The 24041-nt window shown below is 62.6% G+C and carries 22 protein-coding genes; 10 read left to right on the top strand and 12 right to left on the bottom strand.

The genetic code is table 11. The features are described from left to right. Window positions 1-2 precede the first annotated feature (2 nt). Window positions 3-1505 carry a CoA-acylating methylmalonate-semialdehyde dehydrogenase gene (locus BUA36_RS12670; RefSeq protein WP_072785007.1) on the bottom strand — a complete coding sequence of 501 codons (1503 nt, stop codon included), beginning with the start codon at window positions 1503-1505 and terminating at the stop codon, window positions 3-5. 155 nt (window positions 1506-1660) lie between these two features. On the opposite strand from BUA36_RS12670, the gene BUA36_RS12675 reads away from it, so the two are divergent. After that, complete coding sequence (locus BUA36_RS12675) at window positions 1661-3040, top strand: short-chain fatty acyl-CoA regulator family protein (protein WP_072785471.1); 1380 nt, start codon at window positions 1661-1663, stop codon at window positions 3038-3040. Here BUA36_RS12675 and yddG read toward each other — a convergent pair. Continuing rightward, window positions 2985-3881 (bottom strand): aromatic amino acid DMT transporter YddG, encoded by an 897-nt coding sequence (gene yddG / locus BUA36_RS12680; RefSeq protein WP_208861888.1) that lies wholly within the window; start codon window positions 3879-3881, stop codon window positions 2985-2987. The genes BUA36_RS12675 and yddG overlap by 56 nt on opposite strands. Window positions 3882-3977: 96 nt before the next feature. On the opposite strand from yddG, the gene BUA36_RS12685 reads away from it, so the two are divergent. The 5 genes from BUA36_RS12685 (at window position 3978) to BUA36_RS12705 (ending at window position 8817) form a co-directional block, all read left to right on the top strand. Further along, window positions 3978-4340 (top strand): DUF2946 domain-containing protein, encoded by a 363-nt coding sequence (locus BUA36_RS12685; protein ID WP_072785011.1) that lies wholly within the window; start codon window positions 3978-3980, stop codon window positions 4338-4340. A 91-nt stretch (window positions 4341-4431) separates the two neighbouring features. Then, window positions 4432-6516, top strand: coding sequence for a TonB-dependent receptor (locus BUA36_RS12690; protein WP_072785013.1), 2085 nt, complete (start codon window positions 4432-4434; stop codon window positions 6514-6516). A gap of 41 nt (window positions 6517-6557) precedes the next feature. Further along, window positions 6558-7088, top strand: a complete 531-nt coding sequence (locus BUA36_RS12695) for a phospholipase D family nuclease (RefSeq protein WP_229255694.1) — start codon at window positions 6558-6560, stop codon at window positions 7086-7088. 225 nt (window positions 7089-7313) lie between these two features. Beyond that, window positions 7314-8303: an extracellular catalytic domain type 2 short-chain-length polyhydroxyalkanoate depolymerase gene (locus BUA36_RS12700; protein WP_167544288.1), complete on the top strand. Its 990-nt coding sequence runs from the start codon at window positions 7314-7316 to the stop codon at window positions 8301-8303. Between the two features lie 10 nt (window positions 8304-8313). Beyond that, a complete protein-coding gene (locus tag BUA36_RS12705; RefSeq protein ID WP_072785017.1) occupies window positions 8314-8817 on the top strand; it encodes a hypothetical protein in 504 nt (167 codons plus the stop codon). A gap of 37 nt (window positions 8818-8854) precedes the next feature. Here BUA36_RS12705 and hppD read toward each other — a convergent pair whose 3' ends face one another. The 4 genes from hppD to BUA36_RS12725 are packed head-to-tail and all read right to left on the bottom strand — an operon-like array spanning window position 8855 to window position 12304. Then, a complete protein-coding gene (gene hppD, locus BUA36_RS12710; RefSeq protein WP_072785019.1) occupies window positions 8855-9940 on the bottom strand; it encodes a 4-hydroxyphenylpyruvate dioxygenase in 1086 nt (361 codons plus the stop codon). Between the two features lie 19 nt (window positions 9941-9959). Further along, the gene (phhA, locus tag BUA36_RS12715; RefSeq protein ID WP_072785021.1) at window positions 9960-10808 is read right to left on the bottom strand and encodes a phenylalanine 4-monooxygenase; all 849 of its coding nucleotides are present in this window, start codon (window positions 10806-10808) and stop codon (window positions 9960-9962) included. After that, window positions 10795-11103, bottom strand: a complete 309-nt coding sequence (locus BUA36_RS12720; protein WP_072785023.1) for a 4a-hydroxytetrahydrobiopterin dehydratase — start codon at window positions 11101-11103, stop codon at window positions 10795-10797. The genes phhA and BUA36_RS12720 overlap by 14 nt, the downstream gene beginning before the upstream one ends. A gap of 1 nt (window position 11104) precedes the next feature. After that, window positions 11105-12304 (bottom strand): amino acid aminotransferase, encoded by a 1200-nt coding sequence (locus BUA36_RS12725; RefSeq protein WP_072785024.1) that lies wholly within the window; start codon window positions 12302-12304, stop codon window positions 11105-11107. A 132-nt stretch (window positions 12305-12436) separates the two neighbouring features. Between BUA36_RS12725 and BUA36_RS12730 the strand changes: the two genes are divergently transcribed. Beyond that, window positions 12437-12952 (top strand): Lrp/AsnC family transcriptional regulator, encoded by a 516-nt coding sequence (locus BUA36_RS12730; protein ID WP_072785025.1) that lies wholly within the window; start codon window positions 12437-12439, stop codon window positions 12950-12952. Here BUA36_RS12730 and BUA36_RS12735 read toward each other — a convergent pair. The 3 genes from BUA36_RS12735 to BUA36_RS12745 form a co-directional block, all read right to left on the bottom strand. Then, complete coding sequence (locus BUA36_RS12735; RefSeq protein ID WP_072785026.1) at window positions 12940-13722, bottom strand: alpha/beta fold hydrolase; 783 nt, start codon at window positions 13720-13722, stop codon at window positions 12940-12942. The two genes, BUA36_RS12730 and BUA36_RS12735, sit on opposite strands and share 13 nt — an antisense overlap. Before the next feature lie 63 nt (window positions 13723-13785). Then, entirely contained in the window at window positions 13786-15468 is a 1683-nt protein-coding gene (locus BUA36_RS31540; protein WP_072785027.1) for a methyl-accepting chemotaxis protein, read from the bottom strand. A gap of 118 nt (window positions 15469-15586) precedes the next feature. Next, the gene (locus BUA36_RS12745; protein WP_167544289.1) at window positions 15587-16870 is read right to left on the bottom strand and encodes a DUF2325 domain-containing protein; all 1284 of its coding nucleotides are present in this window, start codon (window positions 16868-16870) and stop codon (window positions 15587-15589) included. Window positions 16871-16991: 121 nt separating this feature from the next. Here BUA36_RS12745 and BUA36_RS12750 point away from each other — a divergent pair, with 121 nt between their 5' ends. Further along, on the top strand, window positions 16992-17342 hold the full coding sequence (locus tag BUA36_RS12750) for a winged helix-turn-helix domain-containing protein (protein WP_072785029.1): 351 nt from the start codon (window positions 16992-16994) through the stop codon (window positions 17340-17342). Here BUA36_RS12750 and BUA36_RS12755 read toward each other — a convergent pair. The 3 genes from BUA36_RS12755 to BUA36_RS12765 are packed head-to-tail and all read right to left on the bottom strand — an operon-like array spanning window position 17339 to window position 21221. Then, complete coding sequence (locus BUA36_RS12755) at window positions 17339-18133, bottom strand: isocitrate lyase/PEP mutase family protein (RefSeq protein WP_072785030.1); 795 nt, start codon at window positions 18131-18133, stop codon at window positions 17339-17341. The two genes, BUA36_RS12750 and BUA36_RS12755, sit on opposite strands and share 4 nt — an antisense overlap. Window positions 18134-18142: 9 nt before the next feature. Further along, the gene (locus BUA36_RS12760) at window positions 18143-20512 is read right to left on the bottom strand and encodes a DNA polymerase II (RefSeq protein WP_072785475.1); all 2370 of its coding nucleotides are present in this window, start codon (window positions 20510-20512) and stop codon (window positions 18143-18145) included. Between the two features lie 43 nt (window positions 20513-20555). Continuing rightward, window positions 20556-21221 carry a hypothetical protein gene (locus BUA36_RS12765; RefSeq protein ID WP_072785031.1) on the bottom strand — a complete coding sequence of 222 codons (666 nt, stop codon included), beginning with the start codon at window positions 21219-21221 and terminating at the stop codon, window positions 20556-20558. A gap of 94 nt (window positions 21222-21315) precedes the next feature. On the opposite strand from BUA36_RS12765, the gene BUA36_RS12770 reads away from it, so the two are divergent. After that, window positions 21316-22005 carry a response regulator transcription factor gene (locus tag BUA36_RS12770; protein ID WP_072785477.1) on the top strand — a complete coding sequence of 230 codons (690 nt, stop codon included), beginning with the start codon at window positions 21316-21318 and terminating at the stop codon, window positions 22003-22005. Continuing rightward, window positions 22005-23936, top strand: a complete 1932-nt coding sequence (locus BUA36_RS12775) for a sensor histidine kinase (protein WP_072785032.1) — start codon at window positions 22005-22007, stop codon at window positions 23934-23936. Before BUA36_RS12770 ends, BUA36_RS12775 begins: the two co-directional genes overlap by 1 nt. Window positions 23937-24041 lie beyond the last annotated feature (105 nt).

Consider the following 24041-nt stretch of genomic DNA (forward strand, 5'->3'; position numbering starts at 1 on the left):
ATTTACTTCAGGCTGATGGTGGTGTTGACCTGGCCCACCGATGCGGCATCGGCAAACCAGCGCTGGGTGATGGTCTGCGTCTGCGTGTAGAACAGCACCACCTGTTTGCCGTACGGTCCCAGGTCGCCCAGCTTGGAACCGCGCGAGCCGGTAAAGCTGAACAGCGGTACTGGCACTGGAATCGGCACGTTGATGCCAACCTGGCCGACGTCGATATCCTCCTGGAACTTGCGCGCAGCGGCGCCGCTCTGCGTGAACAACGCCACGCCGTTGCCATTCGGGTTGGCGTTGACCAAGGCGATGGCGTCGTCCAGCGTGTCCGCTTCCACGACCACCAGCACCGGACCAAAGATCTCCTGGTCGTAGACCGCCATGCCAGGCTTGACGCTGGCCAGTATCGTCGGTGCGATGAAATTGCCGTCCGGGTAGCCATCGACCTTGATGTTGCGGCCATCCAGCACCAGCCTGGCACCCTGCTCCACACCCTTGGCGATCAGCGACAGCACGCGTTCCTTGGCGGCGCACGACACTACCGGACCGAGGTCCGGATTGTCCTTGCCGGCGCCGACTTTCAAGGCTGTGGCTTTTTCCGCCAGTTCCGGCAGCCACGCGCGCGCCTCGCCAACCAGCACCGCGACCGAGGCCGCCATGCAGCGCTGGCCTGCCGCACCAAAGCCTGCGCCCAGCAGCTGATTGATGGTCTGCTCCTTGTTCGCATCCGGCAGCACCACGGCATGGTTCTTCGCGCCCATCATGCACTGCGCGCGCTTGCCGGCCAGCGTCGCGCGCTGGTAGACGTGTTTGCCGACATGGCTGGAGCCGACGAAGGACACCGCCCTGATGTCCGGATGGTCGCACAGCGCATTGACCACATCCTCGCCACCGTGCACCACGTTCAGCACCCCGGCCGGAATACCAGCCTGCAGCGCCAGGCGTACCAGCTTGACCGTCACCAGCGGATCCTGTTCGGAAGGCTTGAGCACAAAGGTGTTACCGCAGGCGATCGCCATGGGGAACATCCACAGCGGGATCATGGCCGGGAAATTGAATGGCGTGATACCGGCACAGACACCCAGCGGCTGCAGCACGCTGTAGGTATCGACGCCGCTGGCCACGTTCTGCGCGAACTCGCCCATTTGCAGACTGCCGATGTTGGCCGCGTGCTCCACCACCTCCAGGCCGCGGAACACATCGCCTTCCGCATCCAGCAGCGTCTTGCCTTGTTCGGCCGTCAGCGTGGCGGCCAGGTCGGCCATGTTCTCGCGGATCAGCTGCTGGTACTTGAGGAAGATACGGGCACGGGTGCCGATCGGCGTCTTGCGCCAGGTTTTGAACGCGCGCTGCGCCGCCGATACGGCCTGCGCCACTTCATCGGCGGTTGCGAATGGCACGCGCGCCAGCACTTCCTGCGACGCAGGGTTGACGACGTCGCGCCAGACGGTGGAACGGGATTCAACCCATTCGCCATTAATCAGCAACGGTACGGTAGGAACAGCCTGGGTCATCACGGTCTCCTTCTGAGTAATCGAAAAGTAATCGAACCGAAAGCTTGCGGTTTTTGCTATTTCTTTGCATTATTCGCTTAACGGGATACGCTGCATAGGCGTAAAAATGCGAGAAATTGCGAAGATTGCGGCGCGAATTTGCAAAGGTTGCGAAGATGTCGAAAGTTTTCATGGGCGTGCGACTGCAACGCCTGCGCGAGGAGCGCAAGCTGACCCAGGCCGCGCTGGCGGCCATGCTGAGCATCTCGCCCAGCTATCTGAACCAGATCGAGCGCAACCAGCGACCGCTCACGGTGGCCATCCTGCTGCGCGTGGGTGCGGTGCTCGGCGTCGATCCGCAGATCTTTTCGGAACACGACAGCGCGGCGCTGGTGGCCGACCTGCGTGACGCGTTCAGCGAACTGCCGGAAGCGGATACCTCGCTGACCGAAATTAAAAAACTGGTGGAGAACATGCCCGGCGTGGCGCGCGCGGTGCTGCAACTGCAAAGCCGCTACCACATGGCGGCCGAGCGCGCGGCGGCGCTGGAATCGCAGTTCGATGACGGCAACCGTGGTATCAGCCTGGCGCCGCCATCCGTCGATGAGGAAGTGCGCGACTACCTGAACCAGCGCCAGAACTACATCGATGAACTGGACCGCCCTGCCGAGCAGATAGGCGACAGCAGCGCCAGCGCGCTACGTGCGCGGCTGGAGCAGCATGGCGTTACCGTGCTGCCGTCGGAAGACAGTGGTCCGGCCCGTGGTCGCCGCCTGTATGACGAGGACAAGAAAATCCTCTGGCTGCCGCAGGCGCTGACCGAAAGCCAGCAAGCTTTCCAGATGGCGGCACAACTGGGCCTGCTGGAACATGCGGACACGGTGCAGGCGCTGGTGCAGGCTGCGGCGTTTTCCGAAACGGCGCGCGACAGCGCACGGCTGGCGCTGTCGAATTACTTTGCCGGCGCGGTGCGCCTGCCCTACCGGCGCTTCCTGCAAGCGGCCGAAGACTGCCGCTACGATATCGAACTGCTGGCGCAGCACTTCGGCGTCGGCTTCGAGGCCGTGTGCCATCGCCTGAGCACCATGCAGCGGCCCGGCTACGCGGGCCTGCCCGTGTTCTTCGTCCGCGTGGACCGGGCGGGGAATATCTCCAAGCGGCAGTCGGCGGCGGCGTTTCACTTCTCGCGTGCCGGCGGCACCTGTCCGCTGTGGGTGGTGTACGAGGCATTCAGCCATCCGGGACAGGTATTACGGCAGGTGGCGCGCATGCCAGACGGCAGCACCCACCTCTGGATCGCGCGGCAGGTACACAGCGGTCCGGCCGGCTTCATGGCGCCCGGTAAATCGTTCGCCATCGCGCTGGGCTGCGACATCAGCCAGGCCCACCGCATGGTCTACGCCAAAGGCCTGGACCTGAGCGCACCCGACGTCGCCACGCCCATCGGCAACGGCTGCAAGGTCTGCGAACGCAACGACTGTCCGCAACGCGCCTTCCCGTCTATTTTTTCAAACGCGTCGCCCACAGGCAGATCAGCGAACCGGCCGTCACCATGACCACGCCGTAGAAGAAGCTGGCGCCTGGCCGTATGCCCAGCCATAAACTGGTCAAGGTCGCAGACAGCACCGGCGTGAAGTACGACACGGTTGCCAGCACGGTCAGGTTGCCATGCTGGATGCCGTAGTTCCAGCACGAGTATGCGGTCGCGGTGAGTGCGCCCAGCAGCAGCACCTGCGCCGCGCCGCTGTAGTTCATGACCAGCGCAGGCTCATTGCTGATGCTGTACCTGATCCACAGCGCTGTTGCTGTCAACAGCAGGAACAGCGGCACGGCGTTCTTGCCGCTGCCAAAGCGGCGCGTCATGACGGAGTAGGCGGCCCACAGAAACGCTGCTGCAAACGCCAGTCCATACGCAACCGGATTGCTCTGCACATGGCGCCACAGCAGTTGAGCAGACAGCTCGCCATCGCTCTTGATGACCCAGGCGATACCGGCAAAGCACAGCGCGATCGCCGGCGCCATCAACCAGGACCCGCGCTGAACGCGTGTGACCACGGCCAGCAGCACGGTCAGGCTGGGCCACAGGTAGTTAATCATGCCGAGTTCAATCGCCTGATGCCTGTCATGCGCAAGGCCGACAGACAAGGCCAGCGCGATCTCATACGCGATGAACAGCGTACCGCAGCCGAACAGATACATGGGCGGCAATTCGCGCAGCTTGGGCAGGCCGAGTATCAATGCACCAAGCACGCCGCTCGTGGTAAAGATCAGTGCAGCGCCGCCGACCGGGCCAAAGACTTCCGAGATGCTGCGGAACAGGCCCAGCGAAGCGCTCCACATCAGGATGGCGGCCATGCCGATGAGGGTGGACTGCTGCTCGTTCTTAAAACCAGTCAAAACGCTCGCCCTTGTATGCCGTTGAATGAAGGCTAAAAATATATAGCGTTCAAGCGTCTAAATCCATGTTTTTTTCGTCTGCCTTATAATGCTGCCATGATCTCCCTGACCAAGCGACAACTGCTGCATACATGGATTGCCTTGCTGGCCATCCTGTTCAGCGTACTCGCACCGACAGTCTCCCATGCTGTCGCCGCCAGCAATCCAGTCAGCATGCTGGAAATGTGTACCGTCAACGGCAGCGATGACGGCAAGGCGCCCACCACCGCCAAGCATGGCATGGAGCATTGCGCCTTCTGCACTGTCCACGGTGGTACGGATGCACTCCCCACCGCTTCTGCGATAGCGCTGGCACGTCACGCCGGCCGCGATATCTACCCTCCCCTGTTCTACAGCGCACCGCAGTCCCAGCACACCTGGTCTGCGTCCAACCCGCGCGCGCCGCCTTTCCTGGCCTGATCGTTTTCCCATTCCTGTTTTACATGCCTGCGCGGCGCTGATCGCTGCGCAGCAGTCTGCGCTCGCGCATCACTTTTAAAAAGAACACAAAATGAAACCGCTCTACATCTCCCTGTGCCTGGCTGCTGCCGGCGTATCCCTGAACACGCACGCTCAAACCATTGATCCGAATACCGAGCCACGCTATAAAGTGATTGTCTCCGCGCTGGCCAGCAGCTGGCAGCCGCGCCAGAACGGCGCCAGCGATGCAGCGCAACTGCTCAGCGACACGCCTGGCTACAGCGTGGCGGCAGGCGGCGGCGTGTCCGGCCTGCCGTACGTGAATGGCCTGGGCGACGACCGCCTCAAGATCCGCATTGACGGCATGGAGATCACGTCGGCCTGCGCCAACCACATGAACGCGCCGCTGTCGTACATCGATCCGAGCCAGGTAAGCCGCATTGACGTGCTGGCGGGCGTCACCTCCGTCAGCGCCGGTGGCGACAGCATCGGCGGCAGCATCAACGTCAAATCCGTCGCACCGGTATTTGCCAACACGCCGGACAGCCTGCGCACCAGCGGCAAGCTGTCGCTGAATGGCCGCAGCAACGGCCAGGTCATCAACAGCGGCGTCTCGGCGGCAATTGCCAGCGACACAATGAGCTTCGGCTACAACGCGGCCTATGCGCGCGGCCATAGCTACGAAGACGGCGACGGCAATCGGGTACTGGGCAGCCTGTATGAGAGCATCAACCAGTCTGCGGTGCTGGCATTGCGTCGCCAGGACCAGCAGGTGACGGTGCGCGTCGGCACCCAGCACATTCCGTATCAAGGTTTTCCTAACCAGTACATGGACATGACCGACAACACCGGCCGCTACGCCAACCTGGCCTATGTGGGCAAGTTCGGCTGGGGCGAGCTGGATGCGGCAGCCTATTGGCAGAAGACCGATCACGAAATGGGTTTCTTCTCGCCCGAGCGCACTGGCATGATGCCGATGGTGACGCACGGCCGCAATTCCGGCTACACGTTGAAAGCCAGCCTGCCGCTGGCGGACAACAGCAAACTACGCGTGGGACAGGAATATCACAGCTTCCACCTGGACGACTTCTGGCCCGGCATTCCAGGTTCCATGATGATGGGACCACAGACCTATATGAACATCAACGACGGCAAGCGTGACCGCGTGGCCTTGTATGGCGAGGCTGAAACGCAGCACAATGCGCAATGGACCTCGCTGCTCGGCGCGCGCTGGGAATCGGTGCGTATGGATGCGGGCGATGTTCAACCCTACGCGGACAATATGATGAATGCGGCGGACGCCAAAGCCGCTAAAGCCTTCAACGCGCGCGACCGCCATCAGCGCGACAGCAATCTCGATCTGACCGCGATGGGCCGCTTTGAAGCCAACGCCAACACCAGCTACGAGCTGGCGGCAGCACGCAAGACCCGTTCGCCCAATCTGTATGAGCGCTACTCGTGGGGACGCGGCACCATGGCGATGACCATGACCAACTGGTTCGGCGATGGCAACGGCTACGTCGGCAACATCGACCTGAAACCGGAGACGGCTTATACGCTGGGCTTCACCGCGCACTGGCATGGCGCGCAACCGGACAGCTGGTTCGTCAAGCTCAATCCCTACTACAACCGGGTGAAGGATTACATCGACGTCGATGTGCTGGGACAGTTCAATCCCTACATGGCGATGAACGCACGTGGCGCGCTGCTGCAATTCGCCAACCATGACGCCAGGCTGTATGGCGCTAATCTGTCGTGGAGCGTGCCGGTCAGCGCATTGAAGTTCACCGGTAACGCGGCCTACACACGCGGCAAGCGCAACGACGGTGGCGACCTGTATCACATCATGCCACTGAATGCCTTGCTGGCACTGGAGTATCAACAAGGCGCGTGGACCAGCCAGATCGAAACCAGACTGGTCGCGCACAAGGACAATGTCGATGCGCGCCGCCTGGAACCCGAGACTGCAGGCTATGCGCTGCTGAATCTGCGCACCAGCTATCAGGTGCAGAAGAATGTGCAGCTGTCGGCCGGCGTCAGCAACCTGTTCGACAAGCAGTATGCTGATCCGATGGGCGGTGTGTACCTGTCTGGCATGAAGGTGAACAAAGGCGCATTGCGCCCGTTGCCTGGGTATGGCCGTTCCTTCGATCTCGGCATGGTCATCAGCTTTTGAGCCATAATCGCTGACATCGTGGCGTTTATGGAGCAGTCTTCGTGACCAGGTTCACCATCATGTTCAGCGTGGCCATGGCATTGGCGTCCGCCGCACAGGCGGCGCCAGTGCCGCAGCCGCCATTGATCGAAAGCGCATTCTCGCCGGACGCCGGCGCGGAAGCGCTGGTGCTCAAGGTGATTGATACGTCGGTCACGACGCTCCGTCTCGCCGCCTATTCATTCAGTTCGCCGGCCGTCACGCAGGCGCTGCTGAAAGCCAGGCAGCGCGGCGTGGACGTCAAGGTGCTGGCGGACTACCGCCGCAATCAAAAGAAGATCAATCTCGCTGCGCTGCGCCAACTGGTGCAGGCGGGTATTCCGGTCCGCACGGTGTCGGTGTATGCACTACACCACGATAAATACATCGTCGCAGACGACCATACGGTGCAAAACGGCAGCTTCAATTACACCCAGGATGCGGCGCTGAGCAATAGCGAAAATGTGCTCGTTGTGTGGAACGACACCCAGCTTGCCCGTGCTTACCTCCGCCACTGGGAGGACCGCTGGGGCAAGGGTGTGGACTACCAGTAACCTCACTATCCACACGGGAAATAAAGTTATATAAATCAAAGAGTTAACTTTTGATTTTGTGAGTATTTTGTAGAATTCCTGTCATTTTATCCTGCTACACTTTTTGGCGTAGTTATTAAATAAACCACGTCCAAACGAGGGGATATCATGTCCAGGCTGGGTCTTGTCGTCTTACTCGCTTTGCTGCCGCATGCGGCACGAGCGGACTCTCAACCGCTGCCCGCCATGGGGGCGGATCTCACACAGGTGTCGGTGTCCGGCATCTCGTCCGGCGGCTTCATGGCCGCGCAACTGGCGACCGCCTACTCCGCCACTTTCATGGGAGTCGGCGTGATCGCTGCGGGGCCGTACTACTGTGCCGGCACTTACCCTTCGATCGACTATCTGCAAAACGCCACGACCACGTGCATGCGTCCAGCATCCCGTGCAGTGACGGCCAACGCCACGGCATCCTGGGCCAACGCGATCCGCTTCGAGAGAAAGGGCCTGATCGACCCGGTCAGCAATCTGGCACGCCAGCACGTGTATGTGTTCAGTGGCTCCAACGACACTACCGTCAAGACGATGGTGGTAAACGAGGTGCCGAAGTATTACAGCCTGGCCGGCGCGCGCCCCGGGAACATCATCTACGACAACCAGACGGATGCCGGGCACTCTATCGTCACCGATAATCCATCCGACCTGGCCTGCCCTGATACCCAATCGCCTTACATAAACGACTGCGGCTTCAAGCAATCGCAAGTGCTGCTAGCACATATCTACGGCCCCAATGTGCAGGCGCCTGCGGCCACGCCATCGCAAGCGATACTGCGTTTCAATCAGGGCGAGTTTGTGCAAGGGACGCGCACCAGCATGGACCCGGACGCCTATGCCTACATTCCCTCGGTATGCCAGCGCACCGCCTGTGCCATCCATGTGGCGCTCCACGGCTGCGAGCAAGGTGCGACCGTGATTGGCAAGCGTTTCTACAGCGGTACCGGCTACAACGAATTCGCCGATACCAACAAGCTGATTATCCTTTACCCGCAAGTCCACAAATCCAACGGCATCCCGCCGAATCCCAAAGGCTGCTGGGACTTCTGGGGCTACTCCAGCGAAGATCAGCAGCACAAGGATTTCTACACCCAGAATGCGCCACAGATGAAAGCCATCATGGCCATGCTCAAACGCCTGGGCCAGCCGCGCCCTGCGCTTGCTTCGTCCGACTCACAATAAAGGAACCGTCATGACTACTACCGCATTGTCTTCATTCGATTTTGGCAAAACCGCCGTGACCACCGCGCAGTCGCAGTTCGCGCAGATCGTCAAGTCCACGCTGGCGGTGTTCAACCAGTGGCGCGACTGGCAAGCCGAAGCCGGCACCAAGCTGCTGCACACGCAGCTGGACCTGCTGCAACCGCCAGGTGCCGCCATCTCGGCGCAAAACCTGCTGGCCTTGCCGTTTGGCCTGTCGACGGATCTGGTGGCGCAGCAGAAGGAAGTGCTGCAAAGCCTGCTGACGCGGAATAACGCGCTGGTGGAGGATCTGCGCAAGTCGCAGAACAAGGAAGATATCTCGCTGGTGATGGCGGGCTATCTGAGCGACGTGGATGGTCTGGTGCGCGATAACGCGGGCAAGGTCATGACCTTGTTGAATTCAGTCTCCAGCGCCACCACGGTACTGACCGAGCGCACGCTGGATGATCTGATTGCCGCCGATCCGCAGAAAAAGCTGCCGTCTCCGGCCTGACGAAGTCATTCCCGCGCAAGCGGGAATGACGGTTTGCTTAGGCTGCTGCGGTTTCCTGAATCACGCCACGGCGCAGCTGGTCGCGCTCGATGGATTCGAACAGAGCTTTGAAGTTGCCTTCGCCGAAGCCATCGTCGCCTTTGCGCTGGATGAATTCGAAGAACACCGGACCCAGTTGGGTCTCGGAGAAGATCTGCAGCAGCAGGCGCGGTTTGCCGTCAACCACGTTACCATCCAGCAGCAGGCCGCGTGCTTTCAGTTCCGCAGCGTTTTCGCCGTGGCCTGGTACGCGGCCATCCAGCATTTCATAGTAGGTCTCTGGCGGCGCGGTCATCAGCGGTACGCCGGCAGCGCGCAGACGGTCGACGGTGCTGATCAGGTCTTCGGTCAGCAGCGCGATGTGCTGGATGCCTTCGCCATTGAACTGCATCAGGAATTCCTCGATCTGGCCGCCGCCTGCCTTGCCTTCTTCGTTCAGCGGAATGCGGATCATGCCGTCCGGCGCGGTCATCGCGCGCGAGGTCAGGCCGGTGTACTCGCCCTTGATGTCGAAGTAGCGGATCTCTTTGAAGTTGAACAGGCGCTCGTAGAACGATGCCCAGTAGCTCATGCGGCCACGGTAGACATTGTGGGTCAGGTGGTCGATGATCTGCAGGCCGTGGCCCACTGGATTGCGTTCCACGCCTTCGATGAATTCGAAGTCGATGTCGTAGATGGAGCTGCCTTCTTCAAAGCGGTCGATCAGGTACAGCGGTGCGCCGCCGATGCCTTTGATGGCTGGCAGACGCAGTTCCATCGGGCCGGTCTGGGTGTCCACCGCTCGTGCGCCCAGTTCCAGCGCGCGGGCGTAGGCCTGGTGCGCATTGCGCACGCGGAAAGCCATGCCGCAAGCCGACGGGCCATGTTCAGCGGCGAAGTAGGCAGCCGGGCTGTTAGGCTCATTGTTGACGATGAAGTTGATGCCGCCCTGGCGGTACAGGTCAACCTTCTTGGAGCGGTGCACCGCGACCTTGGTGAAGCCCAGTTGCGCGAAGATGTTTTCCAGCAGGCCCGGTACCGGCGATGCGAATTCAACGAATTCAAAGCCCATCAGGCCCATAGGATTTTCAAACAAGTCTGCCATTTTCTTTTCCTCTTTAAAATTATCGTTTAGCGTTGTGATAGGTGCCGATGCCACGGTGGACCAGCTGGTCTTGCGGCAGAATGGTGCCCGGCTGGAGGACCGGCCGTTGTGCTACCTGTTCATACAGCGGCGCGAAATCGGTGTGCGCCAGTTGCAGCAGTTCGTCGAGATGACGGATGACGAAATAGGTTTCCTGGAAGTCGTCGATGCGGTAGTCGGTCTGCATCACGCGCGGCAGGTCGAAGCGCACACGGTTCGGCGACGGATCATCCAGTGCAAAAATCGATTCGGTGTACGAGGACACGATGCCGGCGCCGTACAGGCGCAGGCCATCCTTCTGTTCCACCAGGCCGAATTCCACGGTGTACCAGTAGACGCGCGCCAGCAGATCCAGCACGCCCTTCTCTTTCGCGCGCAAGCCGCCCACGCCATAGGCCTGGATGTAGTCGGCGATGATGGGGTTCATCAGCAGCGGCACGTGGCCGAAGACGTCGTGGAACACGTCCGGCTCTTGCAGGTAATCGAGCTGGCTGGCTTCGCGGATGAACTGCCCCGCAGGGAAGCGGCGATTGGCCAGGTGTTCGAAGAACACTTCATCCGGCACCAGGCCAGGCACGGCCACCACTTCCCAGCCGGTGTGCTGTTTCAGTACGGCGCTGAGCTGGCGGAAGTCGGGAATCTTGTCCGGGGCGATCGGCAGTGCGCGCATGCCGGCCAGGAATTCATCGCAGGCGCGGCCTTCCAGCAGCTTGGTCTGGCGCTCGAACAGCGTGGCCCAGACCTGGTGCTGCTCCGGCGTGTAGCGGTCCCACTGCTGGTCGATGGTCCAGTCGTCGCGCTGGCCAGGAGGCAGGTCAGACAGGTGCATGGCCGAATCCCCTGGCAGCGGCGTCGCAGGCGAGCGCCATGTCGAAATCGTTTTGCGTCAGGCCGCTGGCGTCGTGCGTGGTCCAGGTGATGCGGACCTTGTTGTAGACGTTGCTCCACTCAGGATGATGGTTGCGCTTTTCCGACTGCAGCGCCACGGCACTCATGAAGGCAAAGGCTTCCACGAAATCCGCAAACACGAATTCACGGCTGATCGACAGCGCGTCGCCGGCAATCGCCCACGCTGGCACGGTGACCAGCCTGGCGGGCAGTTGGGACAGTTCGAGTTTTTGCATCTCACACCTCCGTGATGACTTTGACCATGGCGTTCGCCACTGGCGTTACGCCCACGCTGGTCAGCGCGGCCAGGCACATGCGGCCCGATTCGATCAGGTACACGCCATGCTCATTGCGCAGCTTGCGGATCTGCTCTACCGGCAGACCGGTGTAGCTGAACATGCCCTGCTGGACGCGCAGGTATTCGAAATCGCCGCCCGGCAGCTTGGCCTTCAGCTGTGCATACAGTTCAGCGCGGATCTGCTTCATCCGCACGCGCATGGCGGTCAGTTCTTCTTCCCACTGGGCGCGCAGCTGGGCGTCATCCAGCACGGTGCTGATGATGCGGGCGCCGTAGCCTGGCGGGTTGGAGTAGATCTTGCGCACGGCCGATTGCAGCTGGCCGAACACCTTGGCGGCATCGTCCGCGTCCTTGCAGGCGACGTGCAGCGAGCCGCAACGCTCGCCGTAGATGGCGAAGTTTTTCGAGTACGAACCGGCCACCAGCAGCGGAATGCCCTGCTGCGCGAAGTAGCGGATGGCGTAAGCGTCTTCGTTGATGCCTTCGCCGAAGCCCTGGTAGGCGATGTCGAAGAACGGCAGCAGGCCACGTTCCTGCACCACCTTGGCCAGGTCGTGCCACTGTTGCAGGCTCAGGTCAGCGCCGGTCGGGTTGTGGCAGCAGGCGTGCAGCACGACCACGTCGCCAGCCGGCAGCGCGCGCAGTGCGGCCAGCATGCCGTCGAAATTGACGCCATGGGTTTCGCGCGAGTAGTAAGGATAGGTGCCGACTTCAAAGCCAGCGCCGCCGAAGATGCCCTTGTGATTGTCCCAGGTTGGATCGCTGACCCACACCTTCGCCTGCGGGAACCAGGCCTTGAGGAAGTCGCCGCCCACTTTCAGCGCGCCGGAACCGCCCAGCGTCTGGATGGTGGCCACACGGTCGGCCAGCGGCTCGCCTGCCTGCACGCCAAACACCAGGCGGCGCGCATGTTCGCGGTAGCTTGGCGAGCCGGCCATGGGCAGGTAGGGATGCGGGTGGAACGATTGCGCCAGGCGCTCCTCTGCGGCGGCCACGGCGCCCATCAGCGGAATGCGCTGCTGCTCGTTCAGATACACGCCGATGCTCAGGTTGACCTTGTCCTGACGCGGGTCGGCGGCGAATTGTTCGTTCAGCGTGAGGATAGGGTCCCCAGCAAATGCTTCAACGTGCTGAAACATCATATCTCCTGATTCTTTTTGGTAGAAAAACAGGGACAGCTTAACGTTCAAAACGCGATAAAAGTAACCGCAATACGCGCAGTTTTGTATAATTTATGCACAAAATTCTCACAAAACAGCCTGGAGATGCACATGACGGTTATCACCATCGACAAATTTGACTTACAGCTATTGACAGAGCTCCAGCGCGATGGCCAGGCCACCAATAGCGCGCTGGGGAATAAGATACACCTGTCCACCTCCCAGGTCAGCCGGCGCGTGCTGCGCATGCAGGAAGCGGGCGTGATCGACCACTATGCGGCCATCATCGAACCGGTGGCTGTGGGGCTGGATGTGATGGCCTTTACGGAAGTTTCGCTGGACCACCATAGCAACTCGGCCAGCGTGCGTTTCGAGACAGCTGTGGAAGAGATGCCGGAAGTGATGGAGTGCTACACGCTGGCCGGCCGCTCCGACTATCTGCTGCGCGTGGTGGCGCCGGACCTGGCGGCGCTGTCGAGATTCATGACGGAGAAGATCCTGCGCATTCCCGGCGTGGCGCAGGTCAAGTCCACCGTCACGCTACGCAAGATCAAACACACCCACGTGCTGCCGCTCGATCACGTGATGCAGCCGACCGAGAACCGCAAGCGGATTCACTTCGCCTGATCCCGCAGGAAGCGCTGCACGGCGGCCAGCACCAGTTCGGGGTACTCGCGCTGCGGCATGTGGTGGCAGCCGGGGAGTATCAGGACTTCGCCGCCGGCGCTGCTCAGGCTTGCGATGTGGCGCGGGTGTTCCAGCGAGCCGTATTCGTCGCGGTCGCCGTGAATGACCAGCATCGGGCAACGGATACCGTCGGCATCCTGTCCGATACGCCACGCGGAAAACTCCGCCGACAGCCAGGTGTCAATCCAGACGTGCAGCACCCAGTGCGCCTGTGCACCGTGGTAGCGGGCCAGCCGTTCCAGTTGTCCCGCATCGGCAAACGCGGCCTGCGCCTGGCGTACGCCGTCGGTGATGCCCTGGTCCACCCAGGCCTGGGCGGACATGGTGACGAGCGCCTCGCACGCATCCGCATACATGGCCGCGCACTGCACGGCAATGCCGCCGCCGACGCTGTAGCCAAAAGCGACAAAGCGGCCGATGGCCAGTGCGCTGCGCAGCAAGGAGAAATACAGGCGTGCTTCATCGCGGATGAAATGAATCGACCATTCACCGGGATGCGGCGCCGACTGGCCGAAACCGAAGCGGTCGTAGGCAATCACTTTGCGGCCGGTACGCGCGGCCAGCGCGGCAGGAAAATCACGCCATAGTGCGACACAACCCAGCGAATCGTGAAACAGGATGATGGGCGCGCCTGCTTCTCCGGCTGGCGTCCAGCTGCGCGCATATAACTGGCCATGCTGCGTGGCGATACGGTGCTCCTGCTCCTGCATAGACGGCTGCTCCACGGGTAACGATGCGATGCATTTTACCCGCAGCAGCCGTCGGCGGTACGCTTAGAACTCTTCCCAGTCCGCTCCTGCCGCAGCCTTGGCTTTCACCGCCGGCTGGCGCACCACTGCCAGCTGGGCACTGGCCTGCTGCGCCAGTTGCGGGCGCGGTGTGCGCGCCAGTGCCGGCCGCGCCGCACCGCTGTCCAGCGTGAAGATGCTGACCACGCGCGCCAGATTCTCGGCCTGCTCCTGCATCGAGGCCGATGCCGCAGCCGCCTGCTCGACCAGCGCGGCGTTCTGCTGCGTAACCGTGTCCATCTCCGAAATCGCCTGGTTGATCTGCTCGATGCCGACTTCTTGCTCCTTGCCGGCAGTCGTGATCTCCGCCACGATGTCGGACACCATCTTGACGCTGGCCACCACTTCATCCATGGTCTTGCCGGCCTGCTGCACCAGCTTGCTGCCGGTCTCCACCTTGGCGGCGGAATCGGTAATCAGGCTCTTGATTTCCTTGGCGGCGCTGGCCGAACGCTGCGCCAGATTGCGCACCTCGCTGGCGACGACAGCAAAGCCGCGTCCCTGCTCGCCGGCCCGCGCCGCTTCCACCGCCGCGTTCAGCGCCAGGATATTGGTCTGGAACGCGATGCCGTCAATGACGCCAATGATATCGACGATCTTGGACGACGACGCGTTGATCGAGCCCATGGTCTCAACCACCTGCGACACCACATCGCCGCCCTGGATGGCGATGCCGGACGCCGAATGCGCGAGCTCATTGGCGCGGCGTGCGTTGTCGCTGTTCTGCTTGACGGTGGAGGTCATCTCTTCCATCGACGACGCGGTTTCCTCGAGCGAGCTGGCTTGCTGCTCGGTGCGCGCCGACAGATCCAGATTGCCGGTGGCGATTTCGCTGGCCGCAGTGGAGATGACATCGGTCCCCTGCCGCACCTGGCCGACGATGCTCTGCAGGTTGTCGTTCATCTCCTTCAACGCCAGCAGCAGCTGCCCCGTTTCGTCAGTGGTGCTGACTTCGATTTTGCTGGTCAGATTCCCGGCGGCGACGGTCTGCGCGATGTGCACGGCGTTTACCAGCGGACGCGAAATCAGGCCGGAAATCCACACCGCCTGCACCGCCCCCAGCGCGATGCAGACGGCAAGAATCCCCATGATCCACCAGCGCGCCGATGCGTACAGCGCGTTGCCTTGCTCACTGGCCCTGATGCCGCCATCAATGTTGACCTTGGAGAGTTTTTCCAGCACTGCCGCTGCCGCATTAAACAACGTGGAGGCTTTGCCGCGCAGGATAGCCTTGCCCTCTTCAAGCTTCTGCTGGCGCGACAGTTTCAGGATTTCGATACTCATCGCACGGTATTCATCCCACTGGCGGCCGAACTCCGCATAGCCTGCGCGCTCTTCCGGCTCGGAGATGAGCTTTTCGTATTCGGCGCGGTGCTTGGCCAGATTGTCGAGGTATTCATTCATGCGCTTTTCATACTTGGCCCAATCCTCCTCGCTAGACGACAGCAGGTGTTGTGACTCCTGCGCGCGGTAACGCGAGATGTCGTACTTCATCTCCAGCAGCACGCGCACGCTGGGCATCCAGTTGGTTTCCAGGTCGGTCGAGGTCTGGTTCACGCGGGCCAGCTGCACCACCGAGAAGATGCCCAGCCCCAGGCTCAGGGCCAGCACCACGGCAAACGACAGCAGCAGTTTGTTGAACAGGCGGAGATTGAGGAAGGCACGCATTTTGCAAACTCCTTAGGTAGGCGGTGATGCGAAATGCGCGGGGGCTGGGCGCGACGTCCCAGTTATATCAGACCAGCAAATGGTTAGCGATTATTTGTTTCTATGAAAGTCACCAAATCTATCGCTGATTGCTGAACTCGCGTTGCATGAGTTCGACAAAACTGGCGACGCTGGCCGTGCGCAGCGGGTGACAGGGGATGCCGGCGCGGGCCGCCAGCTGTCTGGTGACGTGCATGGCGTTGTGGCTGATGAAATCCACCGGGAACACCACCATGTGAGCTCGTGGCAACAGTGTGGCCAGCATGCCCTTGCGGTCTTCGAGGCCGCCGTCGTGCAGCAGCAACTCGCCGCCGGCGGCCGCAACCAGCCGCGCCAGCACCTGGTTCGATTGCACGCGGCCGCCCACATACAGCACGCACAGGCCTTGCAGTTGCGGCAAGCTTGCCTCTTCGATCTCCAGCCATTGGGCCAGGGTATGTTCCAGCGCCAGCACTTCCGTACGCGCAGCTTGCACGTCACTCCGCAGCTGCTCGGCATCGCGGCGCGCGGCCTCGCGGGCGGCGGATGCGGCTTCGTGCTGCGTTTCCGCTGCCGCCCCGCGGACGATTTGCAGCGACAACTGTTCTTCGGTGCTGGCCAGTGCGGCGCGCAGCTGCACCGCTTCATCGTTGATGGCGCGCGTGCTGTCGTCGCACAGGCTGGCCAGTTGCGCGCGCAACTGCGCCAGCTCGGTTGCCTGCTGATCGATGGTTGCCTGGGCCTGGCGATGCTGCGCGCCCAGATCCTGCAGGCGGATCTGCTGGCCCGTGGTTTGTTCACGCAGGCGGACGCATTCCTCTTCCAGTGCCGTCAGGCGGCGCAGGTCGGCGCGGTTGGATGCGCCCACCAGATGCGACAGCATGTGCACATCGCCGAACGCCTGACGGCGCAATTCGTAGCTGCACCGTGGATGCGTCAGCAGCGCCCAGTACGCGCCGGGAACGTCACCATGCGCCAGCGCATCGCTCCACAAGGCGGCCAGCTCGTCGTCGTCCGCAGCCTGGCGGAAGCGCTTGATCGCCAGTTCGTGGCGCGCATCCAGCGCCTTGTGCAATTCCTTGGCGGCGCCCTCGCCCGCTGTCGACAGCTCGACTGCGGTGTGATGGATGTCCAGGTCGGTGGCGCTCTTGCGGTCCAGGTGCGTGGCGTAGCGCGGCACCAGCTTGCGCAGCTCGCCCGTGGTCAGACAAGTGCCAATGATGGAGCAATGCAGATTGGCGTCCAGCTCCGCCAGCCGGGCGCGCCGTGGCGGCGGCGTGGTCGCGGCCTTGTGTGCCTGGTCCGGCGTGCAGCAGGCGTCCAGATGCAGATTCAGCATCCGGTGGACATAGGTGGGCTCGGACTGGACGGGCAGAAAAGGCATGGTCAGGTCGCTCAGAACGTTATATACACTGAAATATAACGTATCAAGCCAGCGCACGCCACCAGGGTTGTGTAATTTCATATATAACGCTTTTTCAATGAGGATGCGGCATACTGGCGCCATGCCTGCCGAACTCAATCTCAAACTCCGTATCCTGCACGACGATGACGTGGCCTTCGGCCCCGGCAAAGCCGATCTGCTGGAAGCCATTGCCGATGCCGGCTCCATCAGCGGCGCCGCCCGCGCGATGAATATGTCCTATCGCCGCGCATGGCTGCTGGTGGACGTGATGAACCGCTGCTTCCACGAACCGCTGGTGCACAGCGCCGCCGGCGGCTCGCATGGCGGCGGCGCGCAACTCACGGAAACCGGTCTGGCGGTGCTGACGCAGTTCCGCAAGATGGAAGCGGCGGCACACAAGGCGGCGCAAACGCACATGGCCACGCTGGCAGCCATGCTCAAAGACGCTTAAGACTTGACGAACAAGGCCTGCAATTCGCCGTAAGGCATGGCCTGGGCGATCAGCGGCCCTGCATTGCCGGTGGCGAGGAAGTCCCTGGTCATGCCGCCAGCCACAGCCCACAAGGCTTGCGCCAGGCCGGAACCGGCGCTGAAGCGGGCCACGCCCAATTGCTGCAACTCGGCCACCAATGGCAGACCGGCGACATCCATCACATTCACCGGCAAGCCTGCGCCAGCCACCACGGCTTTGATCTCATCGGCCTTGCTGATGCCCGGCACGAACAGGCCGTCGGTCCCCGCTTCCTTGTACAGCGCCGCGCGCCGGAGCACTTCCGCGACACGCTCGCCCTCCGGCGCCAGGCCGCGCAGATAGACATCGGTGCGGGCGTTGATAAAGATGTCCTTGCCCGCCTGCGCCGCCAGCTTTTTGATGGCGCTGATCTTCGCCGCCAGCAGCGCCGGCGCGTCGCCGCCGTCCTCCAGATTGATGCCGGCCACGCCAGCGTCGATCAGGCGCAGCACATTGTGCGCCACCTGCTCCGGTTCGGCCGAATAGCCGTTTTCAAAATCCACCGACAGCGGCACCTTGACGACGCGCGCGATGTTGATGGCCACGCCGATCGCCACTTCGGCCGGCATGTAGTCGCCGTCCGCATAGCCCTGCGCCCATGCGACGCCGGCACTGGTGGTGGCGATGGCCGGTGCGCCCAGGCTTTCAAACAGGCGCGCACTGCCCGCGTCCCAGGCGTTGGCCAGCATCAGCAACTTGCTGCCATCGTGCAGTTTCTTGAACTCGTACATCACGTCTCCTTAGAAAAGACTGGCTTGCGCCGTCGTCAGGTTGGTAAAACTGTCGTGCATGGGCAGCAGGATCGAGTCGGCGATCGGCTGCAATTGCTTGGTCAGATAATGTTCGTAGTCGATGTGCGAGCGCACCACCTCCAGCGGTTCCGGCCCGCCCGTGGTCATCACGTAGCTGATCCAGCCGCCGTTCTGGTAGCGCAGCGGCCGGCGCTGCGACTGGTTGTATTCATCGGCAATGCGCGCCGCGCGCACTTGCGGCGGCACGTTGACCTTGTACTCATCGAGCGGCTGGCGCAGGCGCTTGCGGTACACCAGCAGATCGTCGTAGGCGCCGGCCAGGGTATTCAGCGCATATTCGCGCACGTATTCCTGGTACGGCTCGTCCTTGAAGATGCGCGTGAACAGGCCTTGCTGGAACTGCTGCGCCAGCGGCGTCCAGTCGCTGCGCGCCACTTCCAGGCCGCGGTAGATCACTTCTTCCTCGCCCTTGCTGTTGACGGTCAGGCCGGCGTAGCGCTTCTTGCTGCCCATGTCGGTGCCGCGTATGGTCGGCATGAAGAACTTCTGATAGTGCGTATCGAACTCGATTTCGAGATGGCACTCCAGGTCGTGCTGTTCCTTCAGCATGGTGCGCCACCAGTTGTTGATATGCTGCGCCAGTCCCTCGCCGATCGCCAGCGCTTCATCGTTGGGATATTCTTTTTTCAGCCAGATGAAGATGGAGTCGGTGTCGCCGTAGATGACATCGTAGCCTTGCGCCTCCACCAGCTCGCGGGTCTGCTTGAGCATCTGGTGGCCGCGCAGCGTCACTGACGACACCAGGCGCGGATTGAAGAAGCGGCACTCGGTGGCGCCCAGCACGCCGCAGAAGGAATTCATGAGCAGCTTGAGCGCGGTGGACAGCGGCTCGTTCTTCGCGCGCTTGGCGGCGTCGCGCTGCTTCCAGATGTCGGTGGTGATGGCGGGCAGGCAGTGCTTCTCGCGCGAGAACACGGTGCCGTTGACACCTTGCACAATGTCAGCCGGGTCGCTGGCGTTTTCGCCTTCAACCAGGCCCACCGGATCGACCAGGAAGGTGCGGATGATGGACGGGTACAGGCTTTTATAGTCCAGCACCACTACCGAATCGTACAGGCCAGGCTTGGAGTCGATCACAAAGCCGCCCGGCGAAGCGCCGCCGCTGACGTCGCCGACGTTGGGCGCGACATAGCCTTCGCGGTGCATGCGCGGCAGGTAGTGGTGGTTGAATGCGGCGATCGAACCGCCCAGATGGTCGGCCTGCAAGCCAGTCACGGTGGCGCGCTCGATCATGAAGGCCAGCAGGTTGGCCTTGTCGAAGATGCGCGTAACCAGCTCGCAGTCTTTGAGGTTGTACAGCGCCAGCGCCGGTTTGTCTTCGTGGAAGCGGCGCTCGATTTCCGCCATCTTGTCGTAGTCGTCGCCGATATCCTTGCCCTCGCCCAGCATGGTCTGGGCCACGTTCTGCAGGCTGTAGGACGGGAATATCCATGACGCGGCCTTGAGCGCATCGATACCGTCCAGCACCACGCGCCCCGGCACCGGCGCAAACAGATAACCCTGCTTGCCCGGATGCTCACGCCATTCGATGCCCTTGCCTTCACGCCCGAACGCCAGCGGCACCTTGTACTTGTCGGCGTTCTTTTGCAGCACGCGCAGGTCGAACTGCACCACATTCCAGCCGATGACAACATCGGGATCGTGGCGCGCCAGCCAGGCGTTCAGGCGTTCGATGAGCTGGCGCGGCGTGGCGCAGTATTCAAGGTCGAAATCCTGTTCCGGCGCGTGCTCCGGCGCTGCGCCCAGCATATACACCTGGCGCTGGCCGCAGCCCTGCAGCGCGATCGAATACAGGTCCTCGTAGGCGCTGGTTTCAATGTCCAGCGATACCATCTTGAGCGTAGGCCGGTAGTCGGGCGCGGGCTTGAGCTTGCAGTTGTGGATGACGGCGCCGCTGGCGTGACCGCCCTCGGTCTGCACCGAGGCGGTGATGAAGCGCTCCATCAGGTAGCGTTCCGGCGGCCGGATGTCGGCCTCGTACAGTTTGATGCCATGGTCGCGCAGCGTGCGCTCCAGCGCCGTCAGCTGCTTGTAGCGCGAGGCATAGACGCCCACCACGGGCTGCTGCTGAAACGTCTTGAGCTGGAGTTCACGCAGCTCGATGCCCGCCCCTTGGGCAATCTGCGCTTCGATGGCCGCACGCACGGAAGCCTCGGCAAAAGCCACCGAAGTCTGGGCGGTCAGGCGGACTTTCCTGGGGCCGGCGTCCGTCGCCAGCCAGAAATCGATCTCCGTGCCGCTGGGCGTGTCGCGCCAGTGACGGGTCAGGATAAATCCGGTATGTGCGGTAAGCGTCATGCCATAATTATACTGTATGCACATACAGTTTGCAGCACTTGCGTCAACTGGTCCGCACCCGGGGTCCCGCCAGATACGACAGCCTGAGCGCAGCCGGCCCGCGCGGCGCCGGCCGGTGTTCCGGACGCCCCGGCTTGCCCGGCCGCTCAACATCAAGCGCCACGCCATCGAGGCTGATCTCGACCATGCCGCCCTCTTCGTCGCAGCCGGAAAACAGCAGTAAGGCGCCCGGTCCACGTACCGCGCCGCGCAAGGTAGTGAGGCCGGACCAGCGATAACTCATCAGCTCACCACACAGGCGCGTGGCCGCCTGCACCAGCGGCAAGCGCTGTTCATACGACGGATCGCCACCGCTGATCCAGTACAGATGCACTTCGGTCAGGCGCCGTTCTTCGGGCGCGAAAATGTAGCGCAGGCGCGCCGGGCCGGGACCGGGCGGCAGCTCAGGCAACGCCAGTTCCAGCCGCTCCTCGCCGCTGAGCAGGTCGATGTCGTGGCACAGCAGATGCTTTGCCTGCGGATGTTCCGCCGCGATCAGGGCGGCCGCGGCGGCAAGCTCCATGCCCCAGTGGGCGCGGCCATAACCATGGCAGCGGTAGCGGTGATCGCGCACCTGCCACGAGCGCGGCTGGCCGGTCAGCGAAAGCTCCAGCAGGGGGCGGCGCGACGGTTGGGCGCCCGGTCGTGGTAAATCGGGATGGACGTGCATGGCGTGATTGTAGGTGGGCCGTCCTTGACCTGTATGTAGCACGAATGTGCTACACGGCCGTAGCCGGCGTCCGCCTCGGCGTAAAATGGCCGTCATGAAGCACACCGAACACTCCGATATCCGCCCGATCCGCGTCGCCATCGTTGAAGACGACCCCGATTTCAGCAGCGCCCTGCGCCTGGTGATACAGGGTTCGCCCGACATGCAGCTGGCCGGATGCGCCGCCACGCAGGCCGAAGGGCTGGCGCTGCTGTCGGCCACGCCGGCCGATGTGCTGCTGGTTGACCTCGGCCTGCCCGACGGGTCGGGCATTGCCGTGATCCGCGCGGCGGCGGCGCAGTGGCCGCAATGCAGCATCATGGTCAGCACCAATTTCGGCGACGAGACGCATGTGATGCGCTCGATCGAGGCCGGTGCGGCCGGCTACCTGCTCAAGGATAGCTCGCCCTCCCGGATGACCGACGAGATCCGCAGCCTGGCCAGCGGCGGCAGTCCGATCAGCCCCATCATCGCGCGCCAGGTGCTGGCACGTTTCCGCAACACGCCCACCACAGCGGCCGCCACCAGCGTGGCCAGCGACGATGCGCCACCGCTGCTGTCCCAGCGCGAGAAGGAAGTGCTGGACTACATCACCAAGGGATTTACCGTGCACGAAATTGCCGGTCTGATGCAGCTGTCGCATTTCACCGTGCGGACTTTTGTGCGCCGTATCTACAGCAAGCTCAAAGTCTCGTCCAAGGCCGAAGCCATCTTCGAAGCGCGCACCCAGGGGTTGCTGCCCTGATGGAGCGTTCCTCACGGCTGCTGGGCAGCTTGCTGCTGTGCTTTTCGGTGGCGGTACTGATCGCCGCCGCCTCGCTCTACCTGAACAGCGACAGCCGCCTCGGCCCGAGCCTGCGCCTGACCCAGGCCAGCTGGCAGGAAACCGTCGCGCCGGACTATGCGCCGCCGCCCGCGCGTGTCGATAGCACCACCTTGCCGGCGGCCTGGCAGCAAGTAGCGCTGCCGTTCAATCCGCCGATTGCGCTGCTGCGCCAGGCACGCGCCGGCGCCAGCGGCGCCGCGCCGCAGGCGGTACGCACCAGCTGGCTCAGGGTGACGGTCGATGGCATGCCTTTGCAGGTGCGTCATCTGGCGCTGTACGGCGTGCGCGTCAAGACCGACGGCACGATCGCCGTCTACATCAACGGCCAGCTCACGCACCAGGCGCAGCAAAACGGGCCATCGTGGAACAGCACGCGCACGCCGTTGTGGTTCACGCTGGACAACAGCCCCGGCAGCCCGCCGGTACGCGAAATCCTGCTGCGGCTGGAGCACAGCAGCGCCTCGCAGACGGCGGTATCATCGCTGCGACTGGGGCCAGCCGACGTGCTGCGCCCCGCCTACCATCTGCGCATGTGGCTGCAGCAGCAGTTGCCGGGCATGCTCAGCGCCGCCTTCATGGCGGTGGGCGTGTTTGCCGCCTTCGTCTGGCTGCGCCGCCAGCATGAGATTGCGTACCTGCTGTTCTTCAATTTATCGGCCACGGCATTTTTGCGCGGCCTGCATTTCTACGTCGATCTGCGCGTGGAAAACGACTGGTTTGCCTGGCTCACGGTGAACTCGCTGTTCTGGCTGGTGCTGGCCGTGCACTTCTTCCTGTGCCAGTTGCACCAGCGCCCGCTGCGCTGGCTCACGCGCGCGCTGGTCGCGGTGACGCTGGTGATCGGCGCGCTGACCATGCCCGTGCTGGCGGTGCTGCCCAATATGCCCACGGTGACGCCGCTGGTATATCCGGTCGCGGCGCTCATGAGCGTGATGGCCTGCCTGGTGGGCGGCATCTCGGCATGGCGCCACTCGGCCGAGGGGCGGCTGGTGGTGTATGGCCTGTTCGCCTGCACGGCCATGGGCAGCACGGACTGGCTGCTGCAGAACAACGTCATCAGCGCGGAAGGCTGGTATCTGGGCGCCTACGCGCCGGCCGTATGCTTTGTCACCTTTGGCGTTCTGATGTACCGGCGCTATGTGGACGCGATTGCCGAGGTCGAGCGCGTCAACGCCAGCCTGGCGCAGCGGCTGGCCAAGCGCGAGGCCGAACTGGAGGCCAGCCACCGCCGCCTGCGCGAGATCGAACTGCGGCAAACCATCAGCGACGAGCGCCAGCGCCTGATGCAGGACATGCACGACGGCCTGGGTTCTTCGCTGATCAGCGCGATCCGTTCGGTGGAGCGCGGCAATATGAGCGATGAACGCGTATCGCAAATCCTGAAAGATTGTCTGGATGACCTCAAACTCACCATCGATTCAATGGAACCGGTGGAGGCCGACCTGCTGCTATTGCTGGCGACCCTGCGCTTCCGCCTGGAGCCGCGCCTGGAAGGCACGGGTGTCACGCTACTGTGGGAAGTGCGCGAGCTGCCGACGCTGGCCTGGCTGAATCCCTCCAGCGCGCTGCATATTCTGCGTATTGTGCAAGAAAGCATTGCCAACATCCTGCGCCACACACGCGCCACGGAGATCCGCGTCGGCACCACCGCCAGCGCCGATGGCGTCCAGGTCCACATCGCCGACAACGGTGGCGGCTTCGATGTATCCCAGGCGCTGAGCCACGGCAGCGGCCGCGGCCTGCAAAACCAGCAACGCCGCGCCGCCTCGGTCGACGGCCACGTGCGCTGGCAATCAAGCGCCGCCGGCACCCTGTTCACGCTCTGGCTGCCAGTGGTCCGCAATGGCTGAAGATAAAAAAAAGCCCGCTACGTGAGCGGGCTAAATCTATTTCCTTGGAGGAGATAGAGGAGACAGATGAATGATGAGGCATCACCAGCCATTAAGCCAATTTAT

The organism is Duganella sacchari, from assembly GCF_900143065.1.
GTDB lineage: Bacteria > Pseudomonadota > Gammaproteobacteria > Burkholderiales > Burkholderiaceae_D > Rugamonas > Rugamonas sacchari.